The sequence below is a fragment of the Edaphobacter sp. HDX4 genome (assembly GCF_036877565.1).
GTDB lineage: Bacteria > Acidobacteriota > Terriglobia > Terriglobales > Acidobacteriaceae > Edaphobacter.
In genome coordinates, this window is record NZ_JAEDXW010000002.1 from 244464 (window position 1) to 257287 (window position 12824).

Genomic DNA, 12824 nt, shown 5'->3' on the forward strand with positions numbered 1-12824 from the left:
TTGATATTTTTGTCTTTGCGGACAACCTTTTATAGCTTCCTGCGATATCGGATGAGCCGGAACAGGTTACGGATCGTCAAAAAAGAAACGTTTCAGGTGCGCCCGATGATATCAGGGTCTCCAGAGTGGTTCCACGGCTTGTAACCTGCGCGTAACCCGCTCTACAATATCTACTGGTCAGGAGTATTCGCAGCACTATGAAAACCTCGCGGCACTTGGTTTGTGGAACGGCCTTCTTCTCGCTTGCTCTCTTCGGAGCCTGGATTCTGCCGGCACGAGCGCAGAGCACGCAGGATGATGTGAAGCAGGGAACTCCCGTTGAGGAGAAGCCCGATCCCTTGAAGCGTCAGCCGAGCGACAAGGAACGATTCAAACAGCAGAGAGCGCTGCGGCAGGAGCTGAAGGGCGTCTACAAGAAGTGGCTGGATGAAGACGTTCGCTGGATTATCACCGACCAGGAGATGCAGGCTTTCAAGAGCCTGTCGAACGACGAGGAGCGCGACCAGTTCATCGAGCAGTTCTGGCTACGACGCAATCCGAACCCGGATTCCCCTGACAACGAGTACCGCGACGAGCACTACCGCCGTATTGCGTACGCGAACGAGCACTTTGCCGCAGGTAAGCCAGGATGGAAGACCGACCGCGGCCATATCTACATCGCTTACGGCAAGCCGGACTCGATCGATTCGCATCCGAGCGGCGGCAACTACGAGCGGCCGATGGATGAGGGTGGCGGAAACACCTCCACCTATCCCTTCGAGACGTGGCACTACCGGTATCTGCAGGGTATTGGGGACAACATCGATATCGAGTTTGTCGATACGTGCATGTGCGGCGATTACCACATGACGATTGACCGCTCCGAGAAGGACGCTCTGAAGTATGTTCCCGGTGCGGGTGCAACGATGTACGAGCAGATGGGAATGGCGGATAAGAAGGACCGCTTCTCGGGCGGTGGTCTGGAGCAGCTGGGAACCGGACCGATGTCGACGATGAATCAGAGCAAGCAGTTCGATCGCTTGAATCAGTATGCGAAGCTGATGGCGGCTCCCGAGATCAAGTTCAAGGATCTGGAGGCGTACATGGTCAGCTCGAAGATTCTGACCGGGCCTCCCTTCCTGTTCGATGTGCGTACGGATTATGTGAAGGTCACCAACGACACGATTCTGGTGCCGATCACACTGCAGATTCGCAACAAGGACATTACCTTCCAGAACAAGGATGGGGTTGCGACCGGGACGGTGAATATCCTGGGCCGCATCTCCAATCTGAATCACAGGATCATCCAGCCCTTCGAAGACACGGTGCAGGTGCAGGTTCCGAGCGAGCTTCTTGGGAAGACACAGAACAATGCGTCGGTGTACTGGAAGTCGATTCCTCTGCGTCCCGGCCTGTACAAGGTCGATATCGTGATCAAGGATGTGAACAATCCGGATCACATCGGGCGCTGGCAACGGAGTATCAATGTTCCGAAGTACGACGATGACCGACTTGCTGCCTCGTCGCTGATCCTTGCCGACCAGATGGAGCGGGTTCCGTCGAAGGATATCGGAGCTGGAAACTTCGTTATTGGAAATACAAGGATTCGTCCGCGTGTCTCCTCCGGGGGTACGCAGCCGGTGACCTTCCACCGAAACCAGAACTTGAACTTCTGGATGCAGGTGTATAACCTCGGGATCGACGAAAAGAGCAAGCAAAACGGGGCCAAGATCGAGTACGAGGTCACGAATACGGCAACCAAGCAGGTGCTGTTGAATACAGAAGAGTCGACCGTGAAGACGAATCCCAATGCGGACCAGGTGACGCTGGAACGGTCGATGCCGCTGGCTAGCCTGGAGCCGGGGAACTATAAGATCACCATCAAGGTTGACGATGGAATCTCCAAGCAGCAGATCGCAGAATCTGCGCCGTTTGTGGTAGATTGATTCACTTGGTTTCTGACCTTGAGGTGCGGAAGCAGGAGGCGACACAATTACGCGGATTTCAGTGGCGTAAACGGTCGCAAACGCAACCTGTAACTACGGACCCGGGAACATCCAGGGTTCCGGCCTTTTGGAGCAGTCCTCGACGCCCAGGTGCCAAGACTGTGGAACGTACCAGATTGAAGATCGCGATACTGGCGCTGGTTGTCATGACAGTATCTCTGCGCGGCTGGGCGGCTACACCCGCGGCTGTCTCAGGTGTGGTGCGCGATGCCCAGGGCGTGGCCCAGATGGGCGCACTGGTGCAGGTGATGGGGCCGAATGCCGCCCTGGTGGGGACCGCCTTCACAGATCTCCACGGCCGATATCTCATTGCAAATCTCATTCCGGGCCGATATCAGATTCGTGCCTCCGCCGCACTGTTTGTTCCGGCGCTGCACGGCAATCTTCAGCTGACCCCTGGCGCTCGTGCGGTGGTCAACCTGACGATGAATGCGATCTTCGATGCTGCGGCCTGGTTGCCAGCGGAGCGGCGAAAGGCTGACGAGCCCCGGGATGACTGGACCTGGACGCTGCGATCTGTCGCGAACAAGCCGATCCTTCGGGTCTTTGACGAGAATGGAGACATGGTCATCATGTCTTCTAGCGCCGCCGAGAGGGCCAGGCCAGCAGACAAGGCCAGAGCCGGCGTGCAATCAGGGGACGGCGGTTTCGGAACCGGCGGAATCCACAACGTGTTCAAGATGGATCGATCGATGCCGGATGGGTCGGACGTAGAAGTACGAGCCGACGTGGGCGCGCAGACCGGACCCTATCTGAGAGCGCCTTCCACATCGCTACAGGCTGGATATCAGAGGCGACTCGGGTTCGCTGGCGCTGCCAGACTGGTGACAAGCTACCAGTCGCATCCTGAGATGATGGGGACCGGAGGCACGCGAGGACTGGACGCGATTCAACTTGCGTCCGCCCAGAAGACTCAGCTTGGCGACTCGGTCGATCTAGAGGTAGGTGGCACGGTTTATGTATTGCGCGGTGCTGGATATGGGATGGCGTCGCGACCTTTCCTGAAGATTACGGCTCACCCTGCGTCCCAGTGGAACGCCGGTTATAGGATGGCCACCTCGCGCGATCTACAGTCGTATGGCGGGTTGGACACGGTTGAACTGGAACTACCCGTCGGAGTGATGGAAAAGGGCCGCATGCAGATGGAGAGCGGGCTGCATCAGGAGCTATCCCTCTCTCGGAAGGCCGGGCGCGGATTGGTCCAGGTTTCCTACTACAGAGACAATCTGCGGCGCGCGATGTTGTCGGGGGGCGGCCAACTGGAGGTTGCAGATCTTACCCCGGTGGCAGTTCCCGGAGCGTCCACCAACGGTATCGTTGCCGATACGGCTACGGGGTCCTTCAAGATGCTGGGCGCAGGTTATCGCTCCCAGGGCATAAGCCTGCTGATGACGGAGCCCATCACGCCTGGACTGTGGGTGGCGGTGGAGTACAGCACGGGCGACGCTGTCGCTGCCCCGGAAGACAAACACGCCATGCAGCTGGAGACCGTTGCGGCCGAACTTAAAACGAGGTCGACCCAATCGGCCACGATCGCTTTGAAGGGTCGTGTCATCCACAGCGGGACCCAGGTTCGCGCTTCTTACAGGTATCAACCTGAGATGACAGTTACGGCGGTCAACCCGTTTGCTGCCTTCAGCGATCAGGCGTACCTTAGCTTCCTGGTCCGGCAGCCGATCCGTTGCGGGAAGGTCTTGCCTGACGGTCTGGAAGCGACGGTCGACATCACAAATCTTCTGGAGCAGGGATACCGGCCTGTTCTGTCGCGAGACGGCCACATGCTGTTTCTGGCGCAGACGCCAAGGATGATTCAGGCGGGCCTGGCCTTCAATTTCTAGTCGCAGAGACGCCTTTGTGTTCTCTGGAGCGCAAGCCGATTTCTAAGACCTGCTTCCCTTATCCGAAGTCCAGAGTGGATGCGTCGGTGCCTGCACCGGGGTTGCGCCGGTGCATGATCCAGAAAAGAAGCAGACCGAAGAGTATCCATAGAGTCCCAAGCACCTGTGCCGCATGGCTCAGATTGAGCCATATGAAGGAGCTGATGAGGAGTCCGAGGAGCGGGGCGGTTCCGGCCAGGATCACCTTCTCTTTCGAGCGGAAGCGATAGTGGACCAACGCTGCTGCGTTGACTCCCATGAACGCGATGAAGGCGCCGAAGTTGAGCAGTTCGGCACCGCGCTCGTAGGTGAGGAGAAAGGCGCCGAGCAGGGCACAGGCACCCACGGCGAGAACGTTGAGGTGGGGAACCCCGGTCCGAGCGTCGATGCTTGCGAAGAAGCGGCGGGGGAGCGCACCTCCTCTTCCCATCCCGTACAACAGCCTTGCCGCGCCAAACTGTGCGGCGATTCCTGAACCGAGATTCGCGATGAGCAGTGTTCCATTGAGCAGATGAAAGAGGGCGAGACCACCTACGCGCTGGGCGACGTGGACGTAGGCGGTGTCGACCATGGAGGCAGGAAACGGAGCCGTTGCGGGCCATGCAAGTTGCGCGACGTAGACCTCCACCGCGGAGAGAAGACCTATCACCACGCAGGTAAGGACTGTAGCGAGCATGATGTTGCGCTTCGGGTTTTCTACTTCCTCGCTCATGGTGGAGATGCCGTCGAAGCCTATATAAGTGAGGACTGCGATGGAGGTTCCGCGAAAGAGCCGAGAGGCTGCGAAGCTGGAGGGGTTGTAGAAAGGCACTAACCACTCTCCGCCGACCGGGCGGGCGATGAGGGCGAGATAACGTACGGCATAGGCGAGGAAGACGGCGACGACAAGGCTCATGCCGATCGCGAGGATGGTGTTGGTTCGAGCCGAGGCTCGTACTCCACGGAGATTGAGAGCGGTAAACACCGTTGCGAAGGCGACTGCCCACGCGGCATAAGGGATCTGCGGAAGGATATTGCGAGCTGCGGCACTGCACCAGATGACGCAGATGAGCGGATTGAGGATGTAGTCCAGCAGCATGGACCAGCCGACTACGTAGCCGAGTAGCGGATGAAGCTCACGACCGACATAGGTGTAGGCTGAGCCTGCGCTTGGATAGATTCGGGCCATGCGGCCATAGCTGATTGCGGTAAATAGCATGGCCACCATCGCGATGAGGATGGTAGAGACGACATGGCCCCGAGCTACATTGCTCACAACCCCGTAGATCCCCATCGGAGCCGTCGGCTGAATGATGATGATCCCGTAGATGACCAGATTCCAGAGCGTGAGCGTACGGCGGAGCCCACCGGGAGCCGAGATCTCCGAATCGCTGGGCGAGGTGTTCAGGTGAGCTCCTTTTGCCGGCTGTCAGGTATTTGAACCTAAGCGGATTTTGCAACAAACCCAAAGTTTCTGCTAAGGAGCGAGTATCAGTCGGCCGCAGGATTCGGGCCGCCCAGGACGAGGGTTCCGAAGTGTTCCGGAACGTGGAAGCTCTTGCTCATGGAGGGTTGCCACGCGAGATAGTGACGTGTTTCGGTGGGACCCTGGCAGCGGAAGAGATTGATTCGCAGCCGCTCGCCGGGGGCGGCCGGACGCGTGCTGATAGCGGAGAAGGGAATCCGCATAGCACCATACCAAATCTTGTGAGCTTCATCGATTCGGGCGCTGACCTTCATGCCGGAGTTCCACTTCCAGGCGTTTTTGTCTCCCTGTTTATCGAGATCAATGTCGAGATCGACCCATTCGCCCTGAGGGGAGAGCTCGAACTCTTTATAGCGCCGGATGTTGGTGAAGTCGGAGCCTATAAACGCCTCGGCCACGTCCCAGTTCCATAGCTGGTTCGTCTCTGCGCTGGTGTCGGGAGACGGTTTGAGGTTGAGCTGCTCGTAGGGCGATACGAAGAGGAGATAGAGGCTGTCGCGAGTCCAGCGGGAACGGATCTCGGTCCGATGGGAGGGTACGGGATTGCCGTAGGTGTCTCCGGTGATGAAGACCGGTCTCGTGTGCTGCCAGAACGCAGAGGATGGATCTGTGCTGAGGGAAACGTCCTGAGTGGCCTCTGTGGCCACAATGGTAGAGGATGGAGGTGTGGTTATGTTTTGTGCGCTGGCCATGGGGATGAGTGAGGCAAAGATGACGGGGATCCGAAGACTAAGCACCGATCGCATGCCAACCATCATCTCATCTTCGGAAGATGTACCAACCGATCAGAGGAGAAGCAATGGTAAGAAACGCGGCCAGAGGGAGCTCAAAGGGGATATCGGAAGATCTTTGCTGCAGGAGCGTGCTGAGTGCTGCCATCCAAATGACCAGCCAAGGAAGAGCGGTAATTGTGTCCAGAATTCGTGAGTCCGGCGGCTTTTCCTGATGCATAGACGTAACCTATCAAGCGGGGCTGCCGTCATCTATGTGTCTAAAGTCGTAGCGGCTTTTGTAGGCTTAGCGCCGATGCGCGGGCATGGAAGCTTGATTTGAGAAGGCAGCAGGTGATTCTGCCGATAGACTCGGACGGATTTTGGGGGACAATGAACGACTTTCTACCGATAGAAAACTATGGTGTTATTGGGGATTTAAGAACGACCGCGCTGGTGAGCACGACCGGATCCATCGACTTCTTCTGTTTCCCTCACTTTGACTCTCCTACGTCCTTTGCCGCGCTGCTCGATCCGCAAAAGGGCGGGTATTTCTGTATCCAGGCAAATCTTGAACATAACGGCACGAAGCAGCTCTATCTTCCGGAGACGAATATCCTGTTGACGCGCTTTCTGTCGAGTGCGGGAATCGCCGAAATCACCGACTTCATGCCGATCTACGAGAAGGGAGGACGGGGCCGGATCGTGCGTAGGGTCGCAGTCATCCACGGCAATGTGGAGTTCACCCTGCAATGCCGGCCCCGATTCGACTATGCCCGGGCGTCCCATGTCACGAAGTACGATGGCAGCGCAGTGGTCTTCCGTCCCGAAGATGGCCATCCGCCCTTTGCCTTGCAATCGACGCTGAAGCTCGAGATCGATGGAGATGGAGTACAGCAGGTCTTCCAGCTAGAGGCAGGAGAGATTGCATGGTTTGTTTACAGCGAAGACTGTCCTCAAGCGAGAGAGCCCCTAGTTCCAGAGGATCTGGATAAGGATTTTACAAACACCTCTGACTTCTGGAGGAAGTGGATTTCGCAATCGAACTATAAAGGCCGATGGAGAGAGATGGTCAATCGATCGGCTCTTTTGCTGAAGCTTCTAACGGACCGGGAGTATGGATCGATTGTGGCGGCTCCTACGATGGCGCTGCCTGAACAGATCGGGGGAAACCGAAACTGGGATTACAGGTATACATGGCTGCGCGACTCCTCGTTCACTCTTTACGCCATGATGCGGCTGGGTTTCTTTGAAGAGGCGGCTCACTTCCAGCACTGGATCCACGCGCGGTTGAACTATGACTCTCCGCAGGGACCGCTGCAGGTGCTGTACCGTGTGGATGGGTCGCAGGAGACACCGGAGATCAATCTGGACAATCTTCGAGGCTACATGGACTCCAGACCGGTTCGGGTCGGAAATGCGGCATGGACGCAGTTGCAGCTGGATATCTATGGCGAGTTCCTGGATTCGGTGTACCTGGCTGCGAAGTACGGAGATGGCCTAAGCATCGATGAGTGGGAGAATATCAAACGAATCCTGAGATGGCTCTCCGATAACTGGAACCAGCCTGACGACGGAATATGGGAGGTTCGGGGAGGACGCAGGGACTTCCTCCACTCCCGCATGATGTGCTGGGTAGCGTTCGACCGGGCGATCCGGCTGGGCGGCAAGCGATCGTTACCCGGTCCGTTTGACTGGATGGAGAAGGCGCGGGATACCATTGCAGACGACATCCATAGCAACTTCTGGGATGAAGAACTGCAGACCTTTGTGCAGTACAAAGGCGCTAAGGTTGTCGATGCAGCGATTCTTCTGATGCCGCTGATGCGCTTCATCAGTCCTTCGGACCCGAAGTGGCTTTCGACACTGGCGCGGATTGAGCAAGAACTAACGGTCGACACGTTCGTCTATCGCTATAAGTATGTGGAAGGTTTCGATGGTCTGGAAGGCGACGAGGGCAGCTTCACTGCCTGTTGCTTCTGGTTCATTGAGGCGCTGGCTCGATCGCACCAGACAGCGAAGGCGCGGCTGCTGTTCGAGAAGATGCTGGGATATGCGAACCACCTTGGCCTGTACTCAGAAGAGTTAGGAGCGAGTGGGCAGCACCTGGGGAACTTTCCGCAGGCTCTGACGCACCTGGCCCTGATCAGCGCGGCAACCTATCTGGATCGGGAATTGTCGGGAGCAGAGCCGAAAGAGTGGAGATGAGAGGGAGCCGTCGGCCCGCTCAGGCAGAAGAACATTAGAGGGAGAACCTGTCACAGGAGCGTTATGGATAAGAGAAGACTAGGGAATTCAGACATGGAGATCACGCCCATTGGATTTGGGGCATGGGCGATTGGAGGAGGGGACTGGCAGTTCTCGTGGGGGCCGCAGGACGATCAAGATTCCATTGCCGCAATCCACAAGGCATTGGATATTGGAGTCAACTGGATCGATACCGCTGCAGTGTACGGGCTGGGGCACTCGGAAGAGGTTGTCGCCCGTGCTCTGAAGGAGACGTCTCATAAACCATATGTCTTCACAAAGTGCGGTCTGGTATGGAACGAAGAGCGCGAGGTGCTGAATGACCTGAAGCAGATTCGCCGTGAGGTGGAAGACAGCCTTCGCCGGCTGCAGGTGGAGGCGATCGATTTGTACCAGATTCACTGGCCGAAGCCAGACGAAGACGCCGAGGAGGCCTGGGGAGTTATGGCCGATCTTCGCAAAGAGGGCAAGGTCCGCTGGATTGGAGTGTCAAACTTCAATGTCAGTCAGATGGAGCGTGCCATGAAGATTGCCCCGATCACCTCGAACCAGCCGCCCTACTCGATGCTCAACCGTTCCGTAGAGGATGAGATCCTTCCGTTCTGCGAGAAGAATGGTATCGGCACGATAAGCTATGCTCCAATGCACTCCGGTCTGCTGACAGGAGCTATGACCAAGGAACGCGTTGCGAACTTCCCGGAAGATGACTTCCGTCGCCGCGCCAAGAACTATCAGGAACCGTTGCTCTCAAGGAATCTGGGTGTGGCTGAGTTTATCGGCGAGATCGGACGGCGGCACGGTGTCAGCGCGGGCGTGGTGGCTATTGCGTGGGTGTTACATCACTCCGCAATTACCGGGGCAATCGTAGGAGGAAGAAGCGCAAAGCAGGTAGAGGGAATCAGCCCGGCGGCGAGCTTCCGCTTGCCCGAGGAGGAGTTCCAGGAGATCCAGACCTACCTGGCAGAGCACGTCTCCTAATGCTCTCTTCGCCGGCGTCAGAGGCAAAGAGATCCGAAATGCAGGGCAAATGAGAAAGGGTGAGAGGCCTGTGTGGCTCTCGCCCTTTTATTTTGTTTGCGCAGTTCTCGTTGAAACACTACCTGCTGGAACTGGCCGTCGTTTCGAATGGCGAATATCCGTAGTACGGATGATGCCGGCTCTGTGATAGCTTTATTGCCTGTCACCTGACGTTTCTGTTTTGAGTTTGCCAGTCTCACTATCGGTTCTGTCTAAAGCCGTAAAGCAAATGGCCGGAGAGAACCTGAACTCAGAGTATGGAATGACCTGTGACCTACTTCCTGGATGAAGACAGTGAACAAGCGCTTCGAGATTTGAGGGAATGGATCCTCGGTATGCCCGAGCGCTTTAACATCAGGATCAAATATGAGAGATGGCTCCTGTGGATCGCATTGGGATCTCTCAGTCTGGTTTACTTGCTTTCCTGGTTAGCCTGAAAGTCGGCCTCAGATGCTCCGAATCGTTTATCCGTAGCGAGCGAATCGAGTGCATACTATTACTTCGGAGATGATGGTGGACGCGGAAGGAATCGAACCTTCAACCTGTCGATTAAGAGTCGAATGCTCTGCCAGTTGAGCTACGCGTCCAGGGTTTGCTTTACTTCCTCGGGAGAGGAGCGTCGTCTGAGAGCCGCACGCGGCTACGATCATCCGACTAGTTAAAGATAACACAGCCTGCAGGGATTTGGTGTCCTGCAGGCTGTTCTTTCAACAGTTTTCAGCCGACGAAATCTACATTTGCGCGGTGAGGGATGATCCCGCGCTCGTATCCCATATCGAGCAGTTTTCGGATGGCTTCGCGGCCGTCTTCACCGTAGTTGAGGGTGCGTTCGTTGACATACATTCCTACAAAACGGTTGGCAAGATTCGGATCAAGATCACGCGCGAACTGCATAGCGTAATCGAGAGCCTCTTCGCGATGATCAAGAGCATGCTGGATGCTGTCACGAAGGGCGTTGGTGGCCATCACCATCGTCTCCTGACCAAGGGAGCGGCGAATGGCATTACCACCGAGAGGCAGCGGAAGGCTGGTCTGTTCACGCCACCACTGGCCGAGATCGAGCAGCTTGACGAGGCCATCGTTTGCGTACGTCAGCTGGCCCTCGTGGATGATGAGGCCCGCATCGAATTCGCCTGAGGTAACCGATGGGATGATCTTGTCGAAGGGGACGACGGTGTACTGGATATCCGGAGCGAAGAGGCGGAGAGCGAGAAAAGCCGTGGTCAGCGTTCCGGGGATTGCGATGCGCGTCTTCTGTGCTTCGGCCAGGGTGAGCTTCGGGTTTGCGACGATCATCGGGCCGTAGCCTTCGCCCACGCTTCCACCGCATGCCATCAGGGTGTACTTGTCCTGCAGATAAGGATAGGCATGGAAGGAGATGGCGGTTACATCGTAAAAAGCCTCGTTGATGGCCTTGTGGTTGAGAGTTTCGATGTCCGTCAACACATGCGTGAACTTGTAGCCTGGAACTCGAACCTTGTTGGTCGCAAGGCCATAAAACATAAAAGCATCATCAGAGTCGGGGCTGTGAGCAATGCTAATCTCTTGAACTGCTGTCTGGGGGGTCATGATACGGCTTCCTCTGCAATGAATGGGACGACGAAAGGATGCGCCTTAAAGGCGTTCCAAGAAGAAAAATTATGCCTGGCGCCAGCGCTGAACGGAGGCTGCGATGCCAGCGGCTGCTGCGATCTTCACGATCTCGCCGGGAAGGAATGGCGCGATCGACATAGTCCAGACGGCGGGCGCACTGAGGTGAAGCACCTTTGCAATCCAAAGCGAGCCGACGGCGAAGAGGACGATGGTTGCCAGTGTGCTTGCAACAGCGGCGCGGGCATAGAGAGAGCTTATCCGCGGCATGCGGAAGATCCATCCAGCCATAGCGGCGACGAGTGGATAGGCGAAGAGATAGCCTCCGGTGGGCCCAAGGAGCTGGAGAACGCCGCCAACGGAGTTGGGGTTGAAGACAGGAAGTCCCATCGCTCCCTCAGCCAGATAGAGGACCATCGCGGAGAAGCCTGCCACAGGGCCGAGCGTAAGACCGACGAGGACGACGGCGAAGTTCTGCAGGGTGAGCGGAACCGGAGTAAAGGGTAGAGGGATTGAGACATGAGCGCAAGCCGCCACAAAGAGAGTCGCGGCGAATGCGATGGTCAGGCGACCGGGAAGAGATTCGGCAACTGAGCGTGAGGACTGCGGCGCCAGACTTGAGGAGGAGGAAAAGGAGATTGGCATAAGGAACGACCCTTTCGCGCTATGGATTTTTGGATGACGCGGCACGGTTGCCTGCGATGACGCGGAGGCGAGGAGCGGGGACTGAGTGAAGCTTATCAAAGGCAGCCGATGCGTCGGGAGATGAATCGATCGAAGATCGACGAACGGCATGAAGGCCGGAACGATGATTTGGAGGCTGTCCTTCCGAAGGGGTGTCGTGAGGCTCCTGCCTGGAATCTGCTTCCCAATCTTTCTTCGAGCTGATTGACTGCGCAGATTGAGGAGCTACGATTCGAGGCGAGCGTGGTGAGCCATATTCGGTGGCTGCCTGCAGATGTTCGGCAAAGCTTGGCTCAGGAGGAGCTTCGACGGATCGCTGCAATCGATGACTGACCCGGATGTGATGGACAATTGCCGCAGTGGCACCGATGAGGACAGTGAGAGAGGCTACCGAGATCAGGAAGAGGAGATGCACCAACAAGAGGATATCAAGCGCCGCACTGTCGCGCACCCAATTCGTGTCCGTCGAGGCCTGAAGAGCCGGAAAAGAACTCGAAATCGACGGCAAACGTCGTTCGGAGATGGGCTGAGACAGTACGAAGTAGGTACGTCTGTGCCGGTTGGCGGTTTTCCACTTGACGGTATTCCCGCAGGAAATTTGTACTTTGAAGAGAGATGTCAGGAAAAGGCAAAAGCGGCGCGGGGCAGGCAAGTCATGGAATGGTCATGCGCCTGGTCCTGGGTGTTGTAGGCGGCTGGCGGCGATGGGTGACCGTCGCTGCGGCAATCATTGCAATTGGAATGGCTTATCACGTCGTGTTTGGGCAGAATGGCCTCACTGCGTATCAGCGTAAGACTCACGACGCACATACGCTCGATGGTCAGCTAAAGAGCCTTCAACATGAGAATGATCTCCTTAAGGCGCACATCGACCGACTGAAGGACGACCCTAACGCGATCGAGCATCAGGCACGCGAAGAGTTGCACTATACGCGGCCGGGAGAGGTAATCTACACGCTTCCTGCGGCTCCTGCCGGGTCAGTTCAAGTTACAACCAGCGATGCTAAGCAATAGCCATCGGGCGGATGTATCTCACAAGCGTCGAGTAAACCTATCGTTACGTTGACATCCGGTGGACTCGTAGTTATTATCGGCCAAGTCGATAACACAGATATGGTTCCTTCGAATCAAATACGTGTGGCGGTCTTCTGCCCCCGGTCTTGGACATCATGTTCCAACTGCTTCTGTTGTTGCTAATTCGATAGCACTTTCCCTCTACTCCCAAAACAAAAATTAGAACGCGCGTTCT

The 12824-nt window shown here is 56.6% G+C and carries 9 protein-coding genes and 1 tRNA gene; 5 read left to right on the forward strand and 5 right to left on the reverse strand.

The features are described 5' to 3' along the window. Positions 1-197 precede the first annotated feature (197 nt). A complete protein-coding gene (locus JAO29_RS03460) occupies positions 198-1925 on the forward strand; it encodes a GWxTD domain-containing protein (RefSeq protein ID WP_334266783.1) in 1728 nt (575 codons plus the stop codon). Positions 1926-2101: 176 nt separating this feature from the next. Further along, a complete protein-coding gene (locus tag JAO29_RS03465) occupies positions 2102-3823 on the forward strand; it encodes a carboxypeptidase-like regulatory domain-containing protein (RefSeq protein WP_334266784.1) in 1722 nt (573 codons plus the stop codon). A 58-nt stretch (positions 3824-3881) separates the two neighbouring features. Here the strand turns inward: JAO29_RS03465 and JAO29_RS03470 are convergent, their stop codons facing one another. Further along, entirely contained in the window at positions 3882-5249 is a 1368-nt protein-coding gene (locus JAO29_RS03470; RefSeq protein WP_442886307.1) for an APC family permease, read from the reverse strand. 83 nt (positions 5250-5332) lie between these two features. Further along, positions 5333-6085 carry a carbohydrate-binding family 9-like protein gene (locus tag JAO29_RS03475; protein ID WP_334266786.1) on the reverse strand — a complete coding sequence of 251 codons (753 nt, stop codon included), beginning with the start codon at positions 6083-6085 and terminating at the stop codon, positions 5333-5335. A 345-nt stretch (positions 6086-6430) separates the two neighbouring features. Between JAO29_RS03475 and JAO29_RS03480 the strand changes: the two genes are divergently transcribed. Together JAO29_RS03480 and JAO29_RS03485 are read left to right on the forward strand one after the other, a co-directional pair. Next, positions 6431-8245, forward strand: coding sequence for a glycoside hydrolase family 15 protein (locus JAO29_RS03480; RefSeq protein ID WP_334266787.1), 1815 nt, complete (start codon positions 6431-6433; stop codon positions 8243-8245). 63 nt (positions 8246-8308) lie between these two features. Then, positions 8309-9262, forward strand: coding sequence for an aldo/keto reductase (locus JAO29_RS03485; RefSeq protein ID WP_334266788.1), 954 nt, complete (start codon positions 8309-8311; stop codon positions 9260-9262). 550 nt (positions 9263-9812) lie between these two features. Here JAO29_RS03485 and JAO29_RS03490 read toward each other — a convergent pair. From JAO29_RS03490 to JAO29_RS03500, 3 genes are all read right to left on the reverse strand, one after another. Continuing rightward, positions 9813-9888: transfer RNA gene (locus tag JAO29_RS03490), tRNA-Lys, on the reverse strand. 130 nt (positions 9889-10018) lie between these two features. After that, positions 10019-10870 carry a menaquinone biosynthesis family protein gene (locus tag JAO29_RS03495; protein ID WP_334266789.1) on the reverse strand — a complete coding sequence of 284 codons (852 nt, stop codon included), beginning with the start codon at positions 10868-10870 and terminating at the stop codon, positions 10019-10021. 69 nt (positions 10871-10939) lie between these two features. Further along, positions 10940-11536 (reverse strand): biotin transporter BioY, encoded by a 597-nt coding sequence (locus tag JAO29_RS03500; protein WP_334266790.1) that lies wholly within the window; start codon positions 11534-11536, stop codon positions 10940-10942. A 654-nt stretch (positions 11537-12190) separates the two neighbouring features. On the opposite strand from JAO29_RS03500, the gene JAO29_RS03505 reads away from it, so the two are divergent. After that, positions 12191-12589 carry an FtsB family cell division protein gene (locus JAO29_RS03505; protein ID WP_334266791.1) on the forward strand — a complete coding sequence of 133 codons (399 nt, stop codon included), beginning with the start codon at positions 12191-12193 and terminating at the stop codon, positions 12587-12589. The last annotated feature ends 235 nt before the right edge of the window (positions 12590-12824 follow it).

Bases quoted from the DNA above. Each gene is read 5' to 3' on its own strand.
- JAO29_RS03485 (WP_334266788.1), top strand. From the start codon at position 8,309: ATGGATAAGAGAAGACTAGGGAATTCAGACATGGAGATCACGCCCATT.
- JAO29_RS03495 (WP_334266789.1), bottom strand. From the start codon at position 10,870: ATGACCCCCCAGACAGCAGTTCAAGAGATTAGCATTGCTCACAGCCCC.
- JAO29_RS03500 (WP_334266790.1), bottom strand. From the start codon at position 11,536: ATGCCAATCTCCTTTTCCTCCTCCTCAAGTCTGGCGCCGCAGTCCTCA.
- JAO29_RS03480 (WP_334266787.1), top strand. From the start codon at position 6,431: ATGAACGACTTTCTACCGATAGAAAACTATGGTGTTATTGGGGATTTA.
- JAO29_RS03460 (WP_334266783.1), top strand. From the start codon at position 198: ATGAAAACCTCGCGGCACTTGGTTTGTGGAACGGCCTTCTTCTCGCTT.
- JAO29_RS03475 (WP_334266786.1), bottom strand. From the start codon at position 6,085: ATGATGGTTGGCATGCGATCGGTGCTTAGTCTTCGGATCCCCGTCATC.
- JAO29_RS03505 (WP_334266791.1), top strand. From the start codon at position 12,191: ATGTCAGGAAAAGGCAAAAGCGGCGCGGGGCAGGCAAGTCATGGAATG.